This is a genomic window from Ruegeria sp. MALMAid1280, from assembly GCF_049195285.1.
Taxonomy (GTDB): domain Bacteria; phylum Pseudomonadota; class Alphaproteobacteria; order Rhodobacterales; family Rhodobacteraceae; genus Ruegeria.
In genome coordinates this window covers 171,311-195,752 of record NZ_JBMIRT010000059.1, presented here as the reverse complement: position 1 = coordinate 195,752, position 24,442 = coordinate 171,311, and the positions used below count along the sequence as shown (strand labels likewise).

The 24,442-nt window shown below is 61.2% G+C and carries 20 protein-coding genes and 1 tRNA gene; 10 read left to right on the top strand and 11 right to left on the bottom strand.

Annotated elements, in window-relative coordinates; translation table 11 throughout:
- Nucleotides 1–74: 74 nt before the first annotated feature.
- A complete protein-coding gene (locus tag ACOQFT_RS17850) occupies nucleotides 75–911 on the top strand; it encodes an alkaline phosphatase family protein (protein ID WP_421599227.1) in 837 nt (278 codons plus the stop codon).
- Between the two features lie 4 nt (nucleotides 912–915).
- Here ACOQFT_RS17850 and ACOQFT_RS17845 read toward each other — a convergent pair whose 3' ends face one another.
- The 8 genes from ACOQFT_RS17845 to ACOQFT_RS17810 form a co-directional block, all read right to left on the bottom strand.
- On the bottom strand, nucleotides 916–1,839 hold the full coding sequence (locus ACOQFT_RS17845) for an alpha/beta hydrolase (protein WP_421599226.1): 924 nt from the start codon (nucleotides 1,837–1,839) through the stop codon (nucleotides 916–918).
- Between the two features lie 13 nt (nucleotides 1,840–1,852).
- A complete protein-coding gene (locus ACOQFT_RS17840; protein ID WP_421599225.1) occupies nucleotides 1,853–3,742 on the bottom strand; it encodes an acyl-CoA synthetase in 1,890 nt (629 codons plus the stop codon).
- A 157-nt stretch (nucleotides 3,743–3,899) separates the two neighbouring features.
- Nucleotides 3,900–5,720, bottom strand: a complete 1,821-nt coding sequence (locus ACOQFT_RS17835; RefSeq protein ID WP_421599224.1) for an ABC transporter transmembrane domain-containing protein — start codon at nucleotides 5,718–5,720, stop codon at nucleotides 3,900–3,902.
- A 128-nt stretch (nucleotides 5,721–5,848) separates the two neighbouring features.
- Nucleotides 5,849–5,923, bottom strand: a tRNA-Gly gene (locus ACOQFT_RS17830).
- Between the two features lie 106 nt (nucleotides 5,924–6,029).
- Nucleotides 6,030–7,166: an N-acetylglucosamine-6-phosphate deacetylase gene (gene nagA / locus ACOQFT_RS17825; RefSeq protein ID WP_421599223.1), complete on the bottom strand. Its 1,137-nt coding sequence runs from the start codon at nucleotides 7,164–7,166 to the stop codon at nucleotides 6,030–6,032.
- Complete coding sequence (locus tag ACOQFT_RS17820; RefSeq protein WP_421599222.1) at nucleotides 7,163–8,191, bottom strand: SIS domain-containing protein; 1,029 nt, start codon at nucleotides 8,189–8,191, stop codon at nucleotides 7,163–7,165. Before ACOQFT_RS17820 ends, nagA begins: the two co-directional genes overlap by 4 nt.
- Before the next feature lie 19 nt (nucleotides 8,192–8,210).
- The gene (locus ACOQFT_RS17815) at nucleotides 8,211–8,960 is read right to left on the bottom strand and encodes a GntR family transcriptional regulator (protein ID WP_421599221.1); all 750 of its coding nucleotides are present in this window, start codon (nucleotides 8,958–8,960) and stop codon (nucleotides 8,211–8,213) included.
- Nucleotides 8,947–9,822, bottom strand: a complete 876-nt coding sequence (locus ACOQFT_RS17810) for a BadF/BadG/BcrA/BcrD ATPase family protein (RefSeq protein WP_421599220.1) — start codon at nucleotides 9,820–9,822, stop codon at nucleotides 8,947–8,949. Before ACOQFT_RS17810 ends, ACOQFT_RS17815 begins: the two co-directional genes overlap by 14 nt.
- A 169-nt stretch (nucleotides 9,823–9,991) precedes the next feature.
- Here ACOQFT_RS17810 and ACOQFT_RS17805 point away from each other — a divergent pair, with 169 nt between their 5' ends.
- From ACOQFT_RS17805 to ACOQFT_RS17775, 7 genes are all read left to right on the top strand, one after another.
- A complete protein-coding gene (locus ACOQFT_RS17805) occupies nucleotides 9,992–10,876 on the top strand; it encodes an N-acetylmuramic acid 6-phosphate etherase (protein ID WP_421599219.1) in 885 nt (294 codons plus the stop codon).
- Nucleotides 10,877–10,902: 26 nt separating this feature from the next.
- The gene (locus ACOQFT_RS17800; RefSeq protein ID WP_421599218.1) at nucleotides 10,903–12,156 is read left to right on the top strand and encodes an ABC transporter substrate-binding protein; all 1,254 of its coding nucleotides are present in this window, start codon (nucleotides 10,903–10,905) and stop codon (nucleotides 12,154–12,156) included.
- Between the two features lie 65 nt (nucleotides 12,157–12,221).
- Entirely contained in the window at nucleotides 12,222–13,136 is a 915-nt protein-coding gene (locus ACOQFT_RS17795) for a carbohydrate ABC transporter permease (RefSeq protein WP_421599217.1), read from the top strand.
- 10 nt (nucleotides 13,137–13,146) lie between these two features.
- On the top strand, nucleotides 13,147–13,986 hold the full coding sequence (locus tag ACOQFT_RS17790) for a carbohydrate ABC transporter permease (RefSeq protein ID WP_421599216.1): 840 nt from the start codon (nucleotides 13,147–13,149) through the stop codon (nucleotides 13,984–13,986).
- A complete protein-coding gene (locus ACOQFT_RS17785; RefSeq protein WP_421599215.1) occupies nucleotides 13,983–15,017 on the top strand; it encodes a Gfo/Idh/MocA family protein in 1,035 nt (344 codons plus the stop codon). The genes ACOQFT_RS17790 and ACOQFT_RS17785 overlap by 4 nt, the downstream gene beginning before the upstream one ends.
- A complete protein-coding gene (locus ACOQFT_RS17780; RefSeq protein WP_421599214.1) occupies nucleotides 15,014–16,006 on the top strand; it encodes an ABC transporter ATP-binding protein in 993 nt (330 codons plus the stop codon). The genes ACOQFT_RS17785 and ACOQFT_RS17780 overlap by 4 nt, the downstream gene beginning before the upstream one ends.
- Nucleotides 16,007–16,217: 211 nt before the next feature.
- Entirely contained in the window at nucleotides 16,218–18,107 is a 1,890-nt protein-coding gene (locus ACOQFT_RS17775; RefSeq protein ID WP_421599213.1) for a PhoX family protein, read from the top strand.
- Between the two features lie 42 nt (nucleotides 18,108–18,149).
- On the opposite strand, the gene ACOQFT_RS17770 is transcribed toward ACOQFT_RS17775, so the two are convergent.
- Both ACOQFT_RS17770 and ACOQFT_RS17765 read right to left on the bottom strand, forming a co-directional pair.
- Complete coding sequence (locus tag ACOQFT_RS17770) at nucleotides 18,150–18,713, bottom strand: tetratricopeptide repeat protein (RefSeq protein WP_421599212.1); 564 nt, start codon at nucleotides 18,711–18,713, stop codon at nucleotides 18,150–18,152.
- A gap of 30 nt (nucleotides 18,714–18,743) precedes the next feature.
- Complete coding sequence (locus ACOQFT_RS17765; protein WP_421599211.1) at nucleotides 18,744–19,232, bottom strand: winged helix-turn-helix transcriptional regulator; 489 nt, start codon at nucleotides 19,230–19,232, stop codon at nucleotides 18,744–18,746.
- Nucleotides 19,233–19,334: 102 nt separating this feature from the next.
- Here ACOQFT_RS17765 and putA point away from each other — a divergent pair, with 102 nt between their 5' ends.
- A complete protein-coding gene (putA, locus tag ACOQFT_RS17760) occupies nucleotides 19,335–22,736 on the top strand; it encodes a bifunctional proline dehydrogenase/L-glutamate gamma-semialdehyde dehydrogenase PutA (RefSeq protein WP_421599210.1) in 3,402 nt (1,133 codons plus the stop codon).
- A 42-nt stretch (nucleotides 22,737–22,778) separates the two neighbouring features.
- Nucleotides 22,779–23,522, top strand: coding sequence for a rhomboid family intramembrane serine protease (locus ACOQFT_RS17755; protein ID WP_421599209.1), 744 nt, complete (start codon nucleotides 22,779–22,781; stop codon nucleotides 23,520–23,522).
- 3 nt (nucleotides 23,523–23,525) lie between these two features.
- Here the strand turns inward: ACOQFT_RS17755 and ACOQFT_RS17750 are convergent, their stop codons facing one another.
- Nucleotides 23,526–24,356 carry an IclR family transcriptional regulator gene (locus ACOQFT_RS17750; RefSeq protein ID WP_421599208.1) on the bottom strand — a complete coding sequence of 277 codons (831 nt, stop codon included), beginning with the start codon at nucleotides 24,354–24,356 and terminating at the stop codon, nucleotides 23,526–23,528.
- Between the last annotated feature and the right edge of the window lie 86 nt (nucleotides 24,357–24,442).

Sequence of the window (24,442 nt, the reverse complement as noted above, 5' to 3'; positions counted from 1 at the left end):
GGGGCGCGAATTGACAGTCCATGCGCGGCGAATCCCCTAGGCTCGCCTGACGTGTTTAAGAAAAGGGTCGGAAAATGGACCGCAAAATCCTTCTCATCATTCTGGACGGCGTCCCGTGGCGCAATTTTCGCCGGTTGTTCGGCAACCTCGAAGGTTGGGTCGACAGTGGCGAGGCGCAGGTTTGGAAGCTGCGTTCGGTGCTGCCGTCGACTTCGGCCAGCTGCTATGCGTCGATCCATACCGGCGTCACACCACAGGAACATGGCTGCACCGGCAATGGCAACGTCTTCCGCCTGAGCCACAAGGACGTCTTCAGCCAGGTGCGTGAGGCCGGCGGCGTGACCGGAGCTGTCACCCATAGCTATTGGTCACAGTTCTTCAACCGCCATCCGTTCGATTATGTCCGCGATGTCGAATATGACGAACCCGACAGCAAGACCATCAACCACGGCCGGTTTCACACCATGACCGGCTATGGCAAAGCCAATCAGATGACGCCGTGTGACGTGGACCTGTTCGCGTCTCTGACCAACCTTTGCCTGCGTTTCGGTCTGGATTACGGCATCCTGCACACCTGCACGCTGGACAGCATGGGGCATCGGTTCTTCCACGATTGCGAGGAAATGGATCACGCCTGTTTCGTGATGGACGAGATGCTGGCGCCCTTCATCCCCCGCTGGCGGCAGTTGGGCTATGAGGTCATCGTCACTGCTGATCATGGTCAGGATGAGCGCGGCCACCACGGCGGGCGCAGCCCGTTGCAGCAGGAAACCGCGCTGTACTACTTTGGCGATGCAAAAGGCCCCGACGCGGACGCTGCAATCGACCAGTTACAGCTGGCCCCCACGATCCTGAACCGCATGGGCGCACCGATTGCCGAAACGATGAAGGCCGCGCCGTTCCTGAAATAAGAGATCAGTCGTAGGGCCAAACTTCTTGGCCCAGCGCCTCGATGGCGACCGATATCCGCTCGAAACTGTCTGCGGCGCGCTTTACCGAGGTTCGCGCCCGCAGATAGCCATGCACGAGGCCGGGTTCGTTGATCCAATGCGCCTGCCCGCCGGCTGCCGCGATTTGCTCGCAATAGATCGCTCCGTCATCGCGCAACGGATCGCAATCCGCCGTCACGACCACGGTCGGCGGCAGGGCCGAGAAATCGGTATCGTGCAACGGCGCAAATGTCGGGTCGTTTTGCGGCGCCGTGCCACCACAGCGGACTTTCTCATAGAACTTAATTTCGTCCAGCGTCAAAAGCGGTGCTTGTGCGTGTTCGATGTAAGAGCCGGTCGATGTGTCGCCGCCCAATCCGGGATAGATCAGAACCTGACCCAGAACGCCCTCAAGACGCCCGCGGCCATGCTGCGCAACCGCAGCCGCAAGGTTCCCCCCGGCGCTGTCCCCGGCCAGAACCAGAGGGTCGCCGAACTCGGTCGCCACCCAGTTCGCTGCAGTCCAGCTGTCCTCGAACTGGGCGGGATGCACATGTTCGGGGCACAGGCGGTAATCTACGGCAACAACACGGTACCCGGTCTGTACGCATATCTCGGCGCAGACATCATCGTGGCTGTCCAACCCGCCAACAACAAAACCGCCGCCATGATAATAGACGACGGTTCGCGTTGGATCTCCGGCGGTGTAAACGCGGACAGGCACGCCATCGGCGGACCTGTCCTGCACCTCCAGACCCGGAGGCCGGGGTTGGCGAAAGTCCTGACACATCTCGTTGTAGACGCGGCGTTGATCCGCGATCGACAGATCGACCGCGTCGTCAGGATAGCTTTCCGCCGTTCGTCTTATGAACGCCCAGGTTTCTTCATCGATCAGACGTTCATAATCCATTGTACCTCCGCGGTCAGGCAGCCCACTCCCATGGCCGGGTAAACGATCCCAGCACCTTACCGACATCGTCCTCCGAGGAGCCGTTGGCGTCAAGCTGCGCGACAAGCCCGCGCTTCTTGTCGTCGACAACCGAGACAACACGAGCATCCACCCCGGCCTTTTCAAGCGCGCCGTTATAGATGCGGGTGATCGCCTGTTTTCGCAGCTCGGGCTTAAACACCTTACCTACGGCGGTTTTCGGCAGCTCATCCAGAATAGTCATGTGCTTGGGCTGCGCCGCGCGTTCATGGACATGCACGCCGCAATACTCCATCAGCTCTTTCTCGGTCACGCTGGCGCCATCGACCAGTTCGACAAAGGCGCAAGGCACCTCACCCGAATAAGCGTCGGGCTGACCAATAGCGCCGGCAAAGGCGACGGCGTCATGCCCCAGCAGAGCCTCTTCGATCTCGGCCGGATCGATGTTGTGACCACCGCGAATGATCAGGTCCTTGGCGCGGCCTGTGATCCACAGATAGCCATCCTCATCAAACCGCCCCAGATCGCCGGTGCGCAGATATTTGTCGAAGTGATAGAGGCCCACGTTCTTGTCGGCCTCGGTATAGGTGTTGCCCGCATAGACACCGGGGTTCGAGATACAGATCTCACCGATCTCGTTCGCGCCACATTCCTTGGGGCCATCCGGCCCGTCCTGCAGGATTTTGACATCCGTATAGGGGAACGGGATCCCGATCGAGCCGATCTTCTTTTCGCCATCCACAGGGTTGCACGACACCAGACAGGTCGCCTCGGTCAGACCATAGCCTTCGACGATGGTCACGCCGGTCGCGTCTTCAAAGCGGCGGAACAGTTCAACCGGCAGCGGGGCCGAGCCCGAGAAGGCTGTTTTCACCGTCGAGATATCCGCGTCCACCGGGCGCTGCATCTTGGCGGCAATGGCCGTGGGTACGGTGATGATAAAGGATACTTTCCAACGTTCGATCAGCTTCCAGAAATTGTCGAACACCCCGTCGCCGCGATACCCGGCAGGGGTCGGGAAGACCACATGCGCGCCCGAAGACACAGCCGCCATCACGATCACATGCACGGCAAAGACATGGAACATCGGCAGCGGGCACATGATGACATCTTCATCCGAGAACAGCAGCGTGTTGCCCAGCCAACCGTTGTAGATCAGGCCCGAATACTTGTGCTGCGCCACTTTGGGCATACCCGTGGTGCCGCCGGTATGGAAGTAACAGGCAACACGGTCTTCCTTGCTGTCCTCGAAGGTCAGGGTTGTGGGCTGCTTGGCCAGTTCCTGATTGAAGTTCTTGTAATCTGCGTGGGCCAGATGCTCCTTGTCCCCCATCTTGGGGCGCAAGAACGGCACCAACCAGGATTTCGGCGGTGTCAGATAGCGGTTCAGATCAATCTCCAGAATGGTGTTGACCTTGGGCGCGTGGCGCACCGCCTCTTCAACCTTTTGCGCCACATCGGTCTTGGGGAAGGACTTCAGCGTCACCACCACCTTGGCACCGGTTTCACGCAGGATTGCAGCGATCTGTTCGGGTTCCAGCAGCGGGTTGATCGGATTGACAATCCCGGCCACCGCGCCGCCCATCATGGTGATCAGCGTTTCGTTACAATTCGGCAGCACATAGGCCACCACGTCCTTTTCGCCGATGCCCAGCGACCGGAACAGGTTGGCGGCCTGATTGACCTTGCCCAGCAGTTCCGACCAGGTCAGCGTCTCGGCCTTGTCGGTCGGGCCGGACAACAGCTGAAAGCTCATCGCATTGCTGTTGGGGAATTTCTCTGCGGTACGTGACAGTAACTGGTGGAAAGTGACCGGTACATCGCGGTCCTCCCACGACATTTCCTGCTCCATCCTTGCCTTGTCTTCCAAACCCACAAAGGCCATGCGGTTCCTCCCTTATCTCTCCCGTGTCCGGCACGGGTTTTGTATCCACCGTCAAGATGGAAGCAAAACCGCGCAGGTTCAAGAAAGGCCTTAGCTGTGAAGGCACCAAAGAGGTAGAATGACGCTGCGGACTTAGCTGTAGTGCCCCAGCGTCACCTTATTCGGCGGCAATACCGTCGGTGAATTGCAGGCGCGCCAGACGGGCATAGAGGCCGTCCTGCGCCACCAGATCGTCATGGGTGCCCTGCGCCACGATGCGGCCGGCCTCCATCACCACGATCCGGTCGGCCTTTTTCACCGTCGCCAGCCGATGCGCCACGATCAGCGTGGTGCGGCCCGCGCGCATTTTATCCACGGCACCCTGCACCGCCCGTTCGCTTTCCGCATCCAGCGCCGAGGTCGCCTCATCCAGCAGCAGAACCGGCGCGTCGCGCAGGATCGCACGGGCGATGGCGATGCGTTGTTTCTGGCCACCCGACAGCATCACGCCGCGCTCGCCAACGAAACTGTCATAGCCCTCGGGCAAGGCCGCAATGAAATCATGCGCAGCAGCGGCCCGGGCGGCGGCCTCAACTTCGGCATCCGAGGCGTCCAGACGGCCAAAGCGAATGTTCTCACGCGCTGAGGTGGCAAAGATGATCGGATCCTGCGGCACCAGTGCCATATGGCGGCGAAAGTCGGCACGGTCGATGTCACGCAAATCAACGCCGTCCAGCATGACCTGCCCCGAGGCCGGATCATAGAACCGCTGGATCATCTGGATGACGGTTGTCTTGCCCGCCCCCGAAGGGCCGACAAAAGCCACAGTCTCACCCGGATTGACCTGCAAAGACAGGTGCTCCAGCGCCACAACATCAGGACGTGAGGGATAGCGGAAGGTCACGTCGTCAAAGCGAATCTCGCCACGAACCGGTGACGGCAACGCGGCCGGGTTGGCCGGATCATTGACGGTGTCCTGCGCATTCAGCAGCTCGACAAGACGGTCGGTGGCGCCAGCGGCGCGCTGCAGCTCGCTCCAGATTTCCGACAGGGCCGCGACCGAACCCGCCATAATGATCGAGTAGATCACGAACTGGATCAGCACCCCTTCGGTCATCACCCCATTGCGGACGTCATTGGCACCCATCCACAGCACGCCGACAATGCCGGTGAACACCAGGAAAATCACGATGACCGTCAGCACCGCGCGGGTCTGAATACGACGCAAAGACACCACGTAGGACGTTTCGGTCATGTCATCGAACTGCTTGCGGCTGGCCTGTTCGTGGGTGAAGGCCTGAACGGTCTGCACCGCACTCAGGGCCTCTCCCGCGTTGCCGGACGACGCCGCAATCCAATCCTGATTTTCACGGCTGATCACACGCAGACGGCGCCCCAACAGCAGAATCGGCACCACCACAATCGGGATCAGCAGCATCACCATCCCGGTCAGCTTGGCCGAGGTCAGCAGCATCAATACCAAACCGCCGAGGAATAACAGCATGTTGCGCAGGGCGATGGACACGGACGAGCCCAGCACCGATTGGATCAGCGTCGTATCGGTGGTGATACGGCTCAGAACCTCGCCGGTCATGATGCGCTCGTAGAACTCGGGGCTCATTCCGATGACGCGATCGAACACCGCCTTGCGGATATCGGCCACCACGCGTTCGCCCAGACGGGTCACCAGCGCATAGCGCAGGCCGGTGCCTACGGCCAACACTGCGGCAATGCCCAGCGCGGCCAGAAAGTACCAATCCAGCAAGTCGCCGTCTTCGATGCGGAAATTGTCGACCACGCGACGTACGGCCAGCGGCAGCGTCAAGGTCATGCTGGCGGTCAAAACCAGCGCCAGCGTCGCACCGATCATCAGCAACCGGTACGGCAGCATGAACGGCCAAAGTGACGCCAGAACGCCAATCTTCTTGGATCCGGCGCGCTCTTCGCTGGCGCCTGGCGCGGATTGCTGCGCTGGACTGGCTGAGGCTCTTCTTGCCATGCTTGGTCCTTAACTCATGTTCGCATTCGTTTGCCCGCTTCTTGGCGGCAGCGCACCGCCGGGTCAAGCTTCGCAACGCGAATTGACCCCTTCTCAGGGCCATTTGACGCAGTATTCTGGGGCTGACTTGGAGCGGGCGGCGGGAATCGAACCCGCTTCATCAGCTTGGAAGGCTGAGGTAATAGCCAGTATACGACGCCCGCTCAGCGCAGGTCGGTTTAAGCGATGCGCCTGACGCCGTCAAGCGCCGTTCGACGGCAGATTCCAATTTCCGCACACTGCCTCGGCGAACCGTGTATAGCGGCCCCGCTACATCTGCACCGGAAGCCAGTCACACGTGTCGAGACCAGACGAAATTCGGATCATCGACGCATATTGCAACGGCTGTGCGGCCGTTTGACCAATCAGTGATGCCGGATAAGTCGTTGCGGCGGCCAGCGCTTCCTGCAGTGGCACCCCCACATGAGTAACAAGATTGCGGATGGCCGTAGTCAGGTCCAGATCAGCCCCCGCCAGCGTTCCGTCCTCAAGCGTCAACCGCCCATCTGTCCGCGCAATCCGGCGGCCTTCCAGTCCGAACGCGTTCTGATCCGTGCCCGCAACAGCCATCGCATCGCTGACCAAAAAGATTTGACCTGGCGCGGTTTTGGCGGCCCACGCCGCGCGCATCACCTCGGGGTGAACATGGATACCATCGGCGATCAGACCCGCCGAAAAGCTGCCATTGGCAAGCGCCGCCCCCACCAGACCCGGCTCGCGGCTGCCCAGCTGGCTCATGGCATTAAACAGATGCGTCACACAGCGCGCACCCGCGGCAGCATAGCGCTGGCAGGTCGCGAAATCCGCATCGGTATGACCCAGCGACACCAGAATACCAGCGTCGAACAATGCCTTCACTTGTTGCTCGGAAACGGATTCGGGCGCGAGGGTCACCTTGAGGCACGGCAGTTCCCCCGCCGCTTCGATCAGCGCCGTCAGGTCAGCGTCCTCCATCGGGCGGATCAGCGCCCCGTCATGCGCACCCTTGCGTGCAACGGAGAGGTGCGGCCCCTCCAGATGCAGCCCAGCCACGCCCGGAACACCGGCACGGACCGCCTCTGTCGCGGCCTGGATGGCGGCCTGCGTTTTCTCGGGCGTATCGGTGATCAAGGTCGGCAGCAAAGATGCCACGCCCAGACGGCGATGCGCATCAGTAATCCGCCGTATTGTTTCAACCGACGGATCATCGTTGAACATCACCCCGTCGCCGCCATTGACCTGCAGATCAACATATCCGGGGCACAGGGTATCTCCGTTCAGGTCGATGACCTGACCTTGGTTTTTCGCCCGCTCTTCAGGCTCAAGCGCGGCCAGCGCGCCATCATGAAAAACCACCGCCTGACCGAAATGCAGGCGCCCGCCATCGAACAGCGCCCCATTGCGAAATGTCACTGAACCTGAGGTCATACCGTCTCTGTCACCTTTCTCAGATGGCGCGGTGCGTCCGGGTCGATTCCGCGGGCACAGGCCAGGGCTTCGACCATACTGTAGAACGAGGTGATGGTGGCAATAGGATCGGTCAGCCAGTGATCGGTTCTTGCCACCGGCAGGCTCTGTGCGCGGGTAACCCTGTTGGTCGCCGCGAACACCGCAGCCCCTTTGACGGCCAGAGCGTCGGCAGCCTCGGCCGTTGTCTGTTCCGCCGCGTCCGCTGCGGCGAAGACGATGGTGGGGAAGCCCTCTTCCACAATCGAGACCGGCCCATGCAGAACTTCGGCCGCCGAATAGCTTTCGGCGTGAATCTGGCAGGTTTCCTTGATCTTCAGCGCGGCCTCATTGGACACGGCAAAGGACGGACCGCGACCAAGCGTGAACAGCGACCGTCCCGTGATCGCCTCGGCCACCGCTGACCAGTCGCACTGCGCGGCCTGCGCCAAATGGCCCGGCAGCGATCGGATCGCGCCGGACAACTCGCTGTCGCCCTTGATCTCTGCCAGCAGCCACAACCCGGTCACAAGCGAAGTGATAAAGGTCTTGGTCGCTGCCACACTCAGTTCCGGCCCCGCGTGAAGGGGCAGCACCGCATCCGTTACACTGGCCAATCGCGAGCTTTCATCGTTGGTGATGGCCACAGTCACCCCGCCCCCGGATTTCAGCGATCGTGTCATTCCAACGATATCCGGGCTTTGACCGGACTGTGACACCGACACGCACAACGCCCCCTTGGCCTGCAAGTCCACGTCATAGATCGAACTGACCGACGGCCCGACCGACGCCGCAGGCAGCTTCAGCAGCAGCTCGGCGGCATATTTCAGATACAGGCAGGCATGATCGGACGATCCCCGCGCCACAGTGATCAGGAACCGAGGATCGGCTTCTTTGACCAGCGCTGCCGCACCCTTTATGTTGGTCGCGCCTTGGCTCAGCAGCCGGTCAACCGCATCGGGGATTTCCAGAATCTCCTGACGCATTTTCGAGCTGTGTTCAGACATGATTTTTCGGCCTTTCCGGTTACAACCGCAATTCGGCGACGAAGTCATAGGCGTCACCGCGATATAGCGACCGGGTCAGTTCCGCGACCCGCCCGTTCTTGAGGAATGAAATGCGTTCGATATTCAACCCGGCAGCCCCTTCGGGCACGCCCAGCAATTCGGCCTCACGCGCCGCCAGATTGAGCGCCGAGATCTTTTGCACCGCGCGCACCGGCCGCAGGCCCAGACTGTCCAGAACCTCATAGAGTGACGTCGTCACCTCGATCGGGTTCGGCAGGATGTCCAGCGGCAGCGCGGCGCGTTCCAGCGCCAGCGGGCGACCATCAGCCTCGCGCAGGCGGTAGATGCGGGAAATCTGTTCTCCGTCTTTCAGGCTCAGCGCCTCGATCTCTTCCTGGGTTGGCGCAAAAACGCCGCGTTCCAGCCATTTCGAGGTCGTCCGCATTCCCCGGCTGGACATGTCCTCGGTGAAGGATGTCAGATGCGTCAGCGATTGCTCGACCCGCGGCATACGCTCGCGAATGAACGAACCCGAGCCCTGGCGCTGTTCGATCACACCCTCCTGAACCAGTTCCTGTATTGCCTTGCGTACGGTGACCCGCGACAGATCGGTGATCTCGACCAGTTCCCTTTCCGAGGGCAGTGACGCGTTCGGGGCCAGCACGCCAGTATCGATCCCCTCTTGCAGCCTGCGCCGCAATTGGACATAGCGCGGCCCTTTTTCGGGGCTCAGCCAACGGTCGGCACGCAGAAAGTCAGAGATGCTCATGGCGTATCTCCTTCGCCATGGCCAATGCGCCGGCCAGCGGCTCGCCTTGCGGGGCGCGAATGGCGGGCTGCATCTCGTCCGGCAGATAGGGCGCGTAATGCCCTGCAATTCCGCCGGTCAGGCAGATCGCCCTGCCCGACTGCCAGCCCAGACGCTTCGCGATCTCAGCGATGTAATCAGCACCGGCCTTCAGGATTTCCACAGCAACAGAGTCGCCCGCCTGAGCGGCAGACGTCACTGCGGGGGCAAGCGTGCCGAACTGCGCAGGCGTCGCAGACCCGGCGAAAGACACGACGCCCGCCGGACCGTTCAGATCGGACAACAGCTTTTGCGTCAAGCCGGTCTGAACCTGCGTACCGTCATGGGCGCACAGCGCTTCGGACAAGGCCCTGCGCCCGACCCACTGGGCCGAGGCCTCATCCCCCAGAACCGATCCCCAGCCCCCGGCGAACCGCATTGCACCATCCACCTGAACTGCAAGGAACGAACCGGTGCCGCAATGCGCGATCAAACCATCCTGTGCGCCCAACGCACCGCGCACAGCGGCGGGGCGATCATCCTCGATTCGCGCGCAGGTCAAACCCAGCGCATCGCGCAAGCGCCCCGCAATCACAGCATCGGTAACGCCCGCAAGACCTATGAACGCAGGCCAGTCACGCAGGTCCGCGCCCTCTATGCAGGCTTGTCGGGACAATGCTTCAAGCCCAGCCCGAATCTGGGCCAGCGCCGCATCAAAATTGGTCGAGACATTGGCGGTGCCCGTTTCAACGCAATGGATCACGCCATTGACCTCACAGGCCACACGGCAGCGCGTTCCGCCACCATCCACCGCCAAAACGGCGCTATTTCGAGACTCGGTCATAGCAATACCATTATAATACCTTTCGAACTTGGAAAAGCCCATATTCCGTAAAATTCTTGATCTGGCGTTCTTTTTTTGCTGAAAACGCCCGATTTTCTCACAGCAAAAGAAAAATATGGACAGGTGGTATTAAATAGGTATTGTAGAGCGAACACACGAGGGGATTCTCTTGACGCTGCCGCTGACCGAACAATTGCACCCTGACGCCTTACATCTGACCCAAGGCAACCTGGTCAGTGCCGCACGCGCGCTGGCCGAGGGGCAGATCGCGGCGGCCGCCGCCGTCCGGGACGCCCTGGACAACATCGCCCGCGGCGCCGAGGCCATGGCGGCAACGATCCGCACCGACGGGGTGCTGCATTTCGTGGCTGCCGGATCGTCTGGCCTGATGGCAGCAGCTGACGCACAAGAACTGGGCGGCACGTTTTCAATCCCCCCAGCCCGCCTACGCATTCACATGGCCGGAGGTTTGCCGACCGGCGTCCAGATGCCGGGCGGAGCCGAAGACGCCGCAGACGGTCTGGAGCAGGCGATGGGCCAGGTGACCGCACGCGACACGGTGATCGCGGTGTCGGCCAGCGGGTCCACGCCTTACACGATGGCGGCCGCAAAGATCGCCCGTGCACGCAAAGCAACCGTAATCGGCATTGCGAATAACGCGGGCAGCCCGCTGCTGCAGGGCGCGGACATTCCGATCCTTCTGGCCACACCGCCCGAGCTGATCTCGGGCTCAACCCGCATGGGCGCGGGAACGGCTCAGAAAATCGCGCTGAACATGCTTTCGTCGCTGATGGCGGTCGAGTTGGGGCATGTGCATGGCGGGATGATGGTCAATCTGCGCGCCGATAATGACAAACTGCGGGCGCGGGCTACCGGAATCGTCGCCCGGATCGCCGACGTGGACGCCAACACTGCACAGCAGGCGCTGGATGCGGCAAACGGAGAGGTGAAACCCGCCATCCTGATCGCCGCGCAGGGCCTGTCTCTGACGCAGGCCCGCACGCGGTTGCAGGCCGACAAGGGAATTCTGACCGCCATACTGGCGCAAAACTGACAACGACAAACAAACGGGAGAAACCAATGACACACAAAAGCCTGAAGCTGGCTTTGCTGGGCACGACACTGATGGCCACAAGCGCCCTTGCCGAGGACGTGACTCTGACCATCGAAAGCTGGCGTAACGACGACCTGACCCTGTGGCAGGACCAGATCATCCCCGCTTTCGAGGCAAAGCACCCCGGCATCAAGGTTCAATTCACCCCTTCGGCCCCGGCGGAATACAACGCCGTTCTGAACTCGAAACTCGACGCGGGCTCGGCCGGCGATCTGATCACCTGCCGACCGTTCGACGCCTCTCTGGCGCTGTATGAGGCGGGTCACCTTACCGACCTGTCCGGCGTCGAAGCGATGGGCAACTTCTCGGACGTGGCAAAATCGGCGTGGCAGACGGATGACGGTGCGGTCAGCTTCTGCGTTCCGATGGCTTCGGTAATCCACGGCTTCATCTACAACAAGGACGCCTTTGCCGAATTGGGCATCGAAGTTCCCACCACCGAAGACGAGTTCTTTGCTGCGCTCGACAAGATCAGGGAGGACGGCACCTATGTCCCTCTGGCCATGGGCACCAACGACCAGTGGGAAGCCGCCACTATGGGTTACAACAACATAGGCCCGAACTACTGGAAAGGTGAAGAAGGCCGTCAGGCCCTGATCGCGGGCGAGCAGAAGCTGACCGATGAGGCATGGACTGCGCCCTATGCGACCCTGGCCCGTTGGGGCGAGTATATGGGTGACGGATACGAAGCGCAGACCTATCCCGACAGCCAGAACATCTTTACCTTGGGACGTGCCGCGATCTATCCCGCCGGGTCGTGGGAAATCTCGGGCTTCAACACACAGGCCGATTTCGAGATGGGTGCATTCAAGCCGCCAGTCCGCAACGCTGGCGACACCTGTTATATTTCGGACCACACCGATATCGGCATCGGCATGAACGCCGCCACCGAACATCCCGAGGCCGCCGAGACATTCTTGACCTGGGTCGCAAGCCCGGAATTTGCAGAAATTTTCGGCAATGCCCTGCCCGGCTTCTTCCCGCTGTCCAACACTCCGGTGGACCTTCAGGACCCGCTGGCCAAGGAAATCGTCGGCTGGCGCGAGGAATGCGAGTCGACCATCCGCTCGACCTATCAGATCCTGTCACGCGGCACGCCGAACCTGGAAAACGAAACCTGGGGCGCATCGGTCGCCGCCATCAAGGGCGCCAAGTCGCCCGATGAACTGGGCGCCGAACTGCAGGAAGGTCTGTCCAGCTGGTACGCTCCGCACCAGTAACCTGATCCCTACCCGGGCGGAGATGCCCGCCCGGGTAATCCCGACACTCCGTTGAAAGCAGTCCAATGAACCGCCCCCGCTTCCGCTGGCATATCATCGTGTTTCTGGCACCAGCCGTACTTGTCTATACGGCGGTAATGATCTTTCCTTTGTTCAACACGCTACGTCTGGCGCTGTTTACCGAAGTCGATCAGACCCGCGTGTTCGTTGGATTGCAGAACTTTCAGACCCTGTTTTTTGACCCCATCTGGTCCGAGCAGTTCTGGAACGCCCTGGGCAACAACTTCTGGTTTTTCCTGATTCATATGCTGGTGCAGAACCCCATCGGCATTGCCTTGGCCGCGCTTCTGAGCCATCCGCGCCTGCGGTTCGCTGCGCTGTACCGCTCGGCGATTTTCATCCCCACGATTCTGAGTTTTGTAATCGTCGGTTTTGCCTGGAAACTGATCCTGTCGCCGATCTGGGGCATCGCCCCCTCGATGCTGGACGCCATCGGGTTGAAGTCGCTGTTCGCGCCGTGGCTGGGGAAAGAGGAATACGCCCTGACCACATTGGCGCTGATCTCGGTCTGGCAGTTCGTGGGCATCCCGATGATGCTGATCTATGCCGCCCTGCTGACCATCCCCGAGGAAATCCTTGAAGCCGGAGAGATCGACGGCATCACCGGAGCCTCGGCCTTCTGGAAGATCAAGCTGCCGCTGATCCTGCCCTCGATCGGGATCATCTCGATCCTGACCTTCGTCGGCAATTTCAACGCGTTCGATCTGATCTATGCCGCCCAGGGCGCGCTGGCGGGACCGGATTTCTCAACCGATATTCTGGGCACCTTCATGTACCGCACCTTCTTTGGCTTCCAGTTGCAACTGGGCGACCCGCATATGGGATCGGCCATCGCGGGGGCCATGTTCGCGATCATCCTCGTGGGCGTCTGCATTTACCTTTTCGGCATCCAGACCCGGATGCGCCGGTATCAACTGTGAGGGCGCAGGTATGAATAAAGCACGCCAGAACCCGATCAATACCGCCGCGATGCACGGCGCGCTGATCCTTTACACGCTGATCGCCCTGTTCCCGGTCTTTGTGATCCTGATCAACAGCTTCAAAAACCGTCGCGCGATCTTCCGCGAACCGCTAGCCCTGCCCAATGCGGACAGCTTCTCGATGATCGGCTATGAGACGGTGATGAAGCAGGGGGATTTCTTCCTCTACTTCCAGAACTCGATGATCGTCACGGTCGCGTCGCTGTTCTTTGTCCTGCTGTTTGGCGCGATGGCGGCCTATGCGCTGTCGGAGTATCAGTTCAAAGGCAACATGGTTATGGGCCTGTACCTTGCGCTGGGGATTATGATCCCGATCCGCATCGGCACCGTGGCCATCCTTGAGATGATGGTGACGACCGGGCTGGTGAACACGCTGTGGGCGCTGATCCTGGTTTACACAGCGCAAGGGCTGCCGCTGGCGGTGTTCATCCTGTCCGAGTTCATGCGGCAGGTCAGCGATGACCTGAAAAACGCAGGGCGGATCGATGGGCTGTCGGAATACACGATCTTCTTCCGGCTGGTACTGCCATTGGTGCGGCCCGCGATGGCGACCGTGGCTGTGTTCAACATGATCCCGATCTGGAATGACCTGTGGTTCCCGCTGATCCTTGCGCCCGCCGAAGAAACCAAGACGCTGACGCTGGGCAGTCAGGTCTTCATCGGCCAATTCGTCACCGACTGGAACGCTGTTCTGTCGGCGCTGTCGATGGCGATCCTGCCGGTGCTGGTGCTGTACGTCATCTTCTCGCGCCAGCTGATCCGCGGCATAACGTCAGGAGCTGTCAAATGATCCGTGTTCTGATCGCTGGCCTTGGCAATATGGGCCTCAGCCACGCGCTGGCCCATCACCATCACCCGGACGCGCAGATCGTGGGGCTGGTGAACCGGTCGGGCCGCGTGGATCACCCCGACCTTGCGGGCTATCCGGCATATTCCGATTTTCGGACTGCCCTGACCGAGGCGAAGCCCGATCTGGTTGTCGTCGCCACCTATTCCGACAGCCACGCCGATTACGCCTGTGCGGCGATGGAGGCCGGCGCGCATGTCTTCGTGGAAAAACCGCTGGCCACCAATGTCGCTGATGCCCGGCGCGTGGTTGAAACAGCCACCCGGCTGAACCGCAAACTGGCTGTCGGTTATATCCTGCGCCACCATCCTTCATGGGTCCGCCTGATCGCCGAGGCGCGCGATCTGGGTGGGCCTTACGTGTTTCGCCTGAACCTGAACCAGCAATCCTCGGGCGCGGAATGGGAGACGCACAAGGCGCTGATGCAGACCACCTCACCCATCGTGGACTGCGGTGTTCATTACGTCGATGTGATGTGTCAGATCACTGATGCGCAACCTGCGCGCGTGCACGGTATGGGCCTGCGCCTGTCGGATGAGATCGCCGAGGACATGTATAATTACGGCCAGTTTCAGGTGGTCTTCGACGATGGTTCGGTCGGCTGGTACGAGGCCGGATGGGGCCCGATGATGTCCGAGACCGCGTTTTTCGTGAAAGACATCGTCTCGCCCAACGGTTCGGTCTCGATCACTGACGGTAACAAGGGCGCGTCTGCCGACATCGACGGACACACCAAGGTGGGCGGCCTGCTGGTGCATACACCGGACGGAAACCGCACGGTCGAGATGCCCGATGAGCCCGGCCATCAACAACTCTGCGATGCCGAGCAAGCCTATATGTTGCGTGCCATCGCAGACGATATCAACCTGACGCGCCATATGAATGACGCCGTCCAGTCCCTCGCCATTTGCCTGGCTGCCGATGAAAGCATCCGCACCGGCCAACCCGTTTCGCTCAAGGAGCCCGCGTCATGACCGCTCTGACCCTGACCAATGTGAACAAGTCCTTCGGCAATGTGCACGTCCTGAAAGACATCTCGCTTGAAGTTGAAGAAGGTGAGTTCGTCGTCTTCGTGGGCCCCTCGGGCTGTGGCAAGTCCACCCTGTTGCGGGTGATTGCGGGGCTGGAGGATGCATCCTCGGGGCAGATCAATATCGGTGGCCAGCAGGTCAATCTGATACCGCCCTCCAAGCGCGGGATCGCGATGGTGTTTCAAAGCTACGCGCTCTACCCCCACTTGAACGTGCGCGGGAACATGACGCTGGCGCTGAAACAGGAAAAGCAACCCAAGGCGGTGATCGAAGACCGCGTCGCCACCGCCAGCCGGATGCTGAACCTTGAGGAGTATCTGGATCGCTACCCGTCCGAGCTGTCCGGCGGTCAGCGCCAGCGCGTCGCCATCGGGCGCGCCATCGTGCGCGAACCGAAACTGTTCCTGTTTGATGAACCCCTCTCGAACCTCGACGCCGCCTTGCGGATGAACACGCGGATCGAAATCGCCAACCTGCACCGCGCGCTGGATGCCTCAATGATCTATGTCACCCATGACCAGACCGAGGCGATGACGCTGGCCGACAAGATCGTGGTACTGCGCGACGGGCGGGTGGAACAGACCGGCACCCCGATGGAGTTGTATAACAACCCCGCCAACCAGTTTGTCGCGGGCTTCCTTGGGTCGCCGTCGATGAATTTCCTGCCCGAGAAGTTGCTGGGGGATGGTCAGAACACCATCGGCATCCGCCCCGAAGACCTGTTCCTGTCCGACAACGGCCCACTGGCCGCACGGGTCAGTCACGTGGAAAAACTGGGCGGAGACACCAACGTGATCGCCAAAATACACGACCACGCGGTAACGGCACGGCTGTTCGGCCAGCACGCGATTTCCGAGGGGCAGGAACTGCGCTTTGCCTATGCCGCTGACAAGGCTTATCGGTTCGATCCAGCGGGTCGGCGTTTGCGCTAAGTGTCGCGGTGTGGCGCGGGTTTTGCCAGCGTGGTTTTGATCCTCTGCGCTGATATTCCTGCCTTCGCGCCGCAAACGGGACGTCAGGTCATTCACCTCACTCAGAACTGTGAAATTTCGGAAATCGTCCTTATCTAGGGTGTTAGCACCTTGTCACAATGAAGCTCTAAATGCTCTTTATCCACTTTTTTCAAACGGTCAGGAGTTATTCATGAAAAACGCTGACCCTACCACTCTATCCGCCGACGACTGGGACGAGCTGCACTTCCCCCGCCCCGAGGAAAACGATTTTGACCGCGTTGTCGAACGCGCAATTTCGCGGCGTGGTTTCATGGGCGGCGTGCTGGCTTTTGGCTCGGGCGCTGCGGCCATGGGCGCGGGTCTGATGGGGGCCACTTCGGCGCAGGCACAAACCGCTTCACGCTTTGTGTTCACTCCGATTGCCGCGCAGACCGGTGGCACCGTGCACGTACCCGAAGGGTATGAATGGAAAATACTGATGCGCTGGGGCGACCCGCTGTTTTCCGACGCGGACGGCTATGATCTGACCGACGGTGGAGCGGTCGAAAAATCGGACCGCGTGTTTGGTGAAAACACCGACGGGATGGAGACCTTTTCGTTCCAGGGTCACGAGCTGATCGCGATCAACCACGAATTCCCGAACCGAAGGATCAACCTGCCCGCCGCACAGAATGGCGTTCCGGCCAATGCCGGCGACGTTCTGAAGATGCAAAACCTGCAGGGTGTCACCGTGATGGAAATCACCGAAGGTCCGGACGGCTGGTCAGTTGTCAAAGACAGCCCATTCAACCGTCGCATCCACCACAACTCGCCGATGAAAATTGTGGGCCCCGCAGCTGGTCATGACCTGCTGAAGACCGAGGCCGACCCGACCGGCACCGCCTCGTTGGGGACCATGAACAACTGTGGTGCGGGCAAGACCCCATGGGGCACTTACCTGACCTGCGAGGAAAACTTTAACGGTTATTTCGGCTCGTCCGATGAAACCGCCAGGTATGACCAGAAGGTCGCGGATGGCATGGCCCGTTATGGCATCGCGACCGCAAGCTGGAACGGCTACGAGTTCTTCGACCCGCGTTTCGACACCGCGAAAAACCCGAACGAGCCGCACCGCGCGGGCTGGATTGTTGAAATCGACCCGACCCAGCCCGACAGTACGCCGGTCAAGCACACCGGACTGGGCCGCTTCAAGCACGAAAACGCCGAGGTAACGCTGGCCGCCGATGGCCGTGTGGTTGTCTATATGGGCGACGATGAGCGCGGTGAGTACCTGTACAAGTTCGTCTCGAACGGCACCTACCAGCCGGGCGGCGAGACCGAGAGCCTGTTGAATGATGGTACGCTTTTCGTGGCCAGGTTCAATGACGACGCAACGGGTGAATGGCTGCCGCTGACGCCGGAAACCACTGGTATGGACCAGGCCGAAATCTGCATCTTCACCCGCATGGCGGCGTCGAAGGCAGGCGGCACCACAATGGACCGTCCCGAGTGGGTGGCCTCCAGCCCGGTTGCGGTCGAGGCCTATTGCTGTCTGACCAACAACAGGAACCGCGGCGTCAAGCCGAATGCCGGTGGTGACGATACTTCGGTCAATGGACCCAACCCGCGCGAGGCCAACAAATATGGCCAGATCGTGCGCTGGCGTCCGGCGAACGACGACCACGCCGCCGAAGCCTTCGACTGGGATTTGTATGTCATGGCCGGGAACCCGACCGTGCATACGGACGCTTATGCAGGTTCGCCGAATGTGAACGCGGGCAACCTGTTCAACTCGCCCGACGGCATGGTCATTGACTCGACCGGTCTGATCTGGATCCAAACCGACGGCAATGACAACAACGAAGAAGATTTCGCGGGCCACGGCAACAACCAGATGCTGGTTGGTGACCCGGTCACCGGTGAAATCGCGCGCTTCATGACCGGCCCGAACGGCTGTGAGGTCACCGGTCTGGCCTGGTCCGACGACCTGCGCACCATGTTTGTGGGCATTCAGCACCCGGGCAGAAACTGGCCTGATGGCGGAACACCACGGTCTTCGGTGATCACGATCAAGCGCGCCGACAACGGGCTGATTGGCTAAGCCACAAGCCCCCAAGCCTTGCGGGTGCGGGGGCATCTTTTGTCAGATATCCTGACCCGGCGGCTCCAGCGGCCCTCCCGGAGCCAAAAGATGGCGCTCCGAAAGCCAAGGGTTCAGGTCCAGGGCTTGATTCAAAGCCTCCCGCGCCTCAGCCAATCTTTGCAATCCCAACAACGTCAACGCACGCCCGCTGATCGCGGCCACATGATTTGGCGACAGCTCTATCGCCCTGTCCAGATCGGGCAAGGCGGCTTCGAAATCCTGCCCAAGATAGAACGCGAAGGCGCGCTGGTTGTACCCTTCAGCGTAAGACGGGCAGTAAGCGATCAGCTTATCAAACTCCTCGATCGCACCCAACAAATCCGAGGCCCTGAGACGCGCCATTCCCAGATCCAGCGTGGCTTGCGCGCTTTGGTCCGGCGCGTCTGTCCAGAACTCCCACAACTGGTTCGACAAGGCACGGGCGGCCTGTTCTGTCTCGGCCTTCTGAATTTGCGCGATCACCCCGCTGACATCGGCGCTGTGATCCGGTGCAACAGGGCAGTCCGCCGCCTGAACGGTCGTGGACGTGAATAGGACGAGGCAAGCAATAGCGATCTGGTTCATGATCCAATGGTGAGGCCATCAGACCGTTCGTCAACCCATCCCTTCGATGGCCCCGGAAACACCGGTCTCTTTCACCGCCTCCATCGCAACGAAGGTCGAGGTATTCGCCACATGCGGCAGGGATGAGACTTTCTCGGCCAGAACCGCGCGGTATTCCGACATCGAGCCGGTGCGGATTTTCAGAAGATAGTCGAAATTCGACGCGATCATATGGGCTTGTTCGATCTCGGCCACCTTGCGCACCGCTGCGTTGAACTCGGCCAGGGCCTTTTCGCGCGTGTCGGTCAGACGCACTTCGACAAAGGCGACATGATCCAGTCCAAGGCGGATCGGGTCCAGCAGGGCACGGTATCCGGTGATGATCCCTTCGGCCTCAAGCCTTTTCACACGGGCTTGCGTCGGGGACTTTGACAGCCCAATGCGCCGCGCCAGATCAGCGACCGAGATACGTCCGTCCTCGGCCAGAATCGTCAGGATCGACCGGTCAAACCGGTCCAGATCAAGGCGGTTCGTTTGCATTGCAATCCCTCTGGAATTCAGATCATTTGCCCTCTGAAATCACAAATTAAGGCGATTGTCCCGAAAAATCGACGCTATACTCTCCTAAAGCCCGGAGGATACATGACACACAGCCAGCGCACCCATATTGACGGCAAGACCTATGCCGATCAGTCCGAAATTCTGGATGCCCTGATCACGCAGGCAAAGCTGAGCGAACCCGACCGCGCAGCGATCTGCGTCGCTGCGGCTCAGTTGGTGCGCGACATCCGGTCCAGTACCTCGCCCGGCATGATGGAAGTCTTCCTTGCCGAATACGGCCTGTCCACCGACGAAGGCGTCGCGCTGATGTGTCTGGCCGAGGCGCTATTGCGGGTGCCCGACGCCGAAACCATCGACGCACTGATCGAGGACAAGATCGCGCCGTCCGATTGGGGCAAACATCTGGGCCAGTCGTCCTCGTCGCTGGTGAACGCCTCGACCTGGGCGCTGATGCTGACGGGCAAGGTTCTGGACGAGGGCAAAACCTCTCCGGTCAGCGCCCTGCGTGGCGCGATCAAACGTCTGGGTGAACCGGTGATCCGCACCGCCGTGGGCCGCGCGATGAAAGAGATGGGGCGGCAGTTCGTTCTGGGCGAAACCATCCAATCCGCCATGGACCGCGCCAGCGGGATGGAGGCCAAAGGTTACACTTATTCCTACGACATGCTGGGTGAGGCCGCCCGTACCGAGGCCGACGCCGCCCGCTATCACCTGTCGTATTCCCGCGCTATTGCAGCCATTGCGGACGCCTGCACCCATGACGACATCCGCGCCAATCCCGGAATTTCCGTGAAATTGTCGGCGCTTCATCCGCGCTATGAAATCGCGCAGGAACAGCGCGTGATGAACGAGCTTACGCCCCGCTTGCGCGCTCTGTGCCTGCTGGCCAAGGCAGCCGGGATGGGGCTGAACGTGGACGCCGAGGAAGCCGACCGTCTGTCACTGTCTCTGCAGGTGATCGAAGAGGTGATGGCCGAGCCCGCGCTGGCCGGATGGGATGGGTTCGGGATCGTGGTGCAGGCCTACGGCCCGCGCGCCGGGATCGTGCTGGAAACGCTCTATGACATGGCCCTGCGTCACGATCGGAAGCTGATGGTGCGGCTAGTCAAGGGGGCATATTGGGATACCGAAATCAAGCGCGCGCAGGTCGAGGGCGTCGATGGCTTCCCCGTGTTCACCCGCAAGGCGGCAACCGATATCTCGTACATTGCCAATGCCCGCAAATTGCTGGGCATGACCGACCGGATCTACCCGCAATTCGCAACCCATAACGCCCACACGGTCAGCGCAATCCTGCATATGGCCGACGATCAGCCGTTCGAGTTTCAGCGCCTGCACGGCATGGGCGAAACCCTGCACCAGATCGTCAAGGATCAAAGCAAGACGCGCTGCCGGATCTACGCACCGGTGGGCGCACACCGGGACCTTCTGGCCTATCTCGTACGACGCCTGCTGGAAAACGGCGCGAACTCTTCGTTCGTGAACCAGATCGTGGATGAAGCCGTGCCACCGGAAGAGGTGGCCGCTGACCCCTTCGCCACCACTCAGGAGCCGAAATCCCCTCTGCCAACCGGCCCCGAACTGTTTCAGCCGGAACGTCCGAATTCGAAAGGCTTTGACCTGCAGCACACGCCGACGCTCGACCAGATCGACGCGGCCCGGAACGCATTCCGCGCCCATCACTGGTATGCGCAACCGCTGTTGTCCGAAGAGGCACAGCCGGATGAGGATCAGCCCGTCATCAACCCGGCCCAACCACAAGACCGGCCCGGTTTGGTTGCCCCAGCAAGCGCGCGGGATGTGGAACTGGCCTTGGCCTCGGCCTGTCCGTGGCAGGCAAACGCCGAAGATCGGGCACGCATCCTGAACGCCGCCGCTGATTTGTATGAAGCGCATTTTGGCGAACTGTTCGCCCTGCTGGCCCGCGAGGCTGGCAAGTCCATACCCGACGCAGTGGCCGAGCTGCGCGAAGCGGTGGATTTCCTGCGCTACTATGCGGCCAACATCCCGCAGGCGGAACCAGCCGGGACGTTCACCTGTATCAGCCCGTGGAACTTTCCGCTGGCAATCTTCACCGGCCAGATTTCCGCAGCCCTGGCCACCGGCAACGCCGTTCTGGCCAAGCCCGCGCCGCAGACCCCTCTGATCGCGCACCGGGCCGTGCAATTGCTGCACGAGGCTGGCGTACCCCGCGACGTATTGCAATTGCTGCCGGGCGGGCCATCCGTCGGGGCCGCGCTGACATCGGACCCGCGCGTGTCGGGGGTGGCGTTCACCGGCTCGACGGCGACGGCGCTGAAAATCCGTGCGGCCATGGCTGATAACCTGCGGCCAGGCACGCCCCTGATCGCGGAAACCGGCGGGCTGAATGCGATGATCGTGGACAGCACCGCTCTGCCAGAACAGGCCGTGCAGTCCATTATCGAAAGCGCGTTCCAGTCGGCGGGGCAGCGGTGTTCTGCCCTGCGCTGCCTTTACGTGCAGGAAGATATCGCCGACGATCTGCTGACCATGCTGACCGGCGCGATGGAGGCGTTGCAGATCGGGGATCCATGGATGCTGACCACCGATTGCGGCCCGGTGATTGATCAGGACGCGTGGCAGGGCATTGCGGATCACGTCGCGCAGGCGCGCAACGAGGGGCGGGTTCTGAAGGAACTGGCCACACCGCCCGAGGGCACCTTCATTGCCCCCACCCTGATCGAACTGCCGGGCATTGCGGCGCTGGAACGCGAGGTCTTTGGCCCCGTGCTGCATGTGGCCCGGTTCAAAGCATCCCAGATTGATCAGGTCATCGCCGATATCAACGCAACCGGCTATGGGCTGACCTTTGGCCTGCACACCCGCATAGACGACCGCGTGCAGCATATCACCGAGGCCATCCATGCGGGCAACATCTACGTCAACCGCAATCAGATCGGAGCCATCGTCGGCTCTCAGCCCTTCGGTGGCGAAGGCCTGTCGGGCACCGGCCCAAAGGCGGGCGGGCCGAACTATATGGCGCGGTTCTGTGCGCCGGATCGGCAAGCCAGCAAGGCCGAATGGGAAACCACCATGGGTGACCTGCCCGCCCCGCAGGGCCAACCCGCCGCCACCCGCACCCAATCCCTGCCTGGCCCGACCGGTGAATCCAATCGGCTGAGCGAAACCCCTCGAGCGCCCCTGCTGTGCATGGGGCCGGGGCCGGACGCGGCGCAAGCACAGGCCGAAGCTGTCAAAGCTCTGGGTGGCACGGCCATCCGCGCAACCGGAATGGTTGACCTGCACCGGCTGGAAAATGCTGCCGGATTCTCGGGCGTGCTCTGGTGGGGGAACGATGACACTGCACGCGAGATCGAACGCCACCTGGCTCGCCGCAATGGCCCGATTCTGCCGCTGATCCCCGGCCAGCCAGACCGCGCGCGCGTGTTGGGCGAGCGCCACGTCTGCGTCGACACCACCGCTGCGGGCGGCAACGCGGCGTTGTTGGGAGGTGCGGCGTAACCGGACCTTGACGCTGGGCCGGGAAAAGCCCAGCGTCGCCACATGTTTCCGATCCGTGACCACAACCCCTCGGGGCGCACGCCATATGTCGTCTATCTTCTGATGGCGGCCAATATCCTGATTTTCCTCAGCTATGTGGGGATCATGAGCAACGATCAGCTCATGAACCGGTTCTATTTCGACTACGCGGTCATCCCGGCGCGGATCACCGACGGGTTTGCGCTGGAAACGCTTGTAACCTCGATGTTCCTGCACGGCGGCTGGATGCATCTGGCGGGGAACATGCTGTTTCTGTGGATCTTCGGCGACAACCTCGAAGATGAGATGGGCCACCTGCCCTTTCTGCTGTTCTATCTGGTCGCTGGTATAGGTGCGGGCCTGATCCATGTCGTCACCGCCCCGGACTCGGTTGTGCCGACCATCGGTGCATCCGGTGCAATCGCCGGGGTCATGGGGGGCTACCTTCTGCTGTTCCCCAAGGCCCGTGTGGATGTCCTGTTGATCCTGATCGTCTATTTCCGGGTCTTCACAATTCCGGCCTTCATCATGCTGGGCATCTGGCTGGGCCTACAGTTCATGGGCAGCCTTGCCAGCAACCCGGACGAAGGCGGCGTTGCTTATTGGGCGCATACGGGCGGTTTCCTTGTCGGCCTGATCCTGTGCATCCCGCTTTGGCTGAAACGCGGCGGGACAGCCTATTGGAACCGTACCCACGGCCATCCGCCCCACCCCGAGCACAAATACAAGCTGTCGCAATCCCGCATTCCACGCGTCCCGCGCAAATAAACGTCAGCTTTCTGTCTGATCCCGCATCCAGCCACCGCTGAGATGCGTGATCTCCTGTGCGGCGTCTTTGACCAATGCCCCGAGTTCCGGCGCCCTGTCCGCGCGAAAACGGACAGACGGACCCGAGACGGAAACCCCAGCACAGGGTTCGGCGCGGTCGTTGTAGATGGCGGCGCCAATGCAGGACATGCCTTCGTACCGTTCCTCGTGGTCATACGACCAACCTCGGGCGCGGGTCTTGTCCAAATCCGCCATCAGGTCCGATCCGGGCGTCAGCGTGTGGTCCGTAAAACGTTCGGGATCCACAGAACCGAGGGCTTTTCTGGCCGCATCCGGGATCATCGCAGCCAGTATCGCCTTGCCCGTGCCCGACGCATACATCGGCGTGCGCGCACCGGGCGGAAAGAAGGCCCGGATCGGGTTCAGCGTCTCGACCTGACCGACAAAAACCACTTCGGCCCCATCCGGCACCGCCAGATTGGCAGTCTCGCCACTCTCCTGCATCAGACGCCGCAGGATCGGTCGCCCGATCTCAATCACACTGTTGCGACGCAGAAAAGAAGCTCCGGTCCGGTAGGCCTCGATCCCGATCATCCATTCCTGCCGCTCGTCATCGAAGGTGGCAAACCCGTGCTTCTGCAAAGTGGCCAGAATACGGTGCGTGGTCGCCGTCGGCACGCCCACTTCGCGCGCCAGATCGCTGAGCGAGGCGCGCTCCATCCGCGCCACGGTGGTCAGAACGCCCAGCGCCCGATCCAGTGACTGCATGGTCCCGGCTGAGCTTTCCTTGAACAGCGATTTCGGCCGGCCGCGCTGCCTTTTCTGGGTCTCCATCTTGGGCTCTCTCCTCTGCTCTCAGCGGTTTTTTCGAAATCCCCATTTTCAACCTCGAAAAATGAAAAACGGAAAAGTCATCCAAT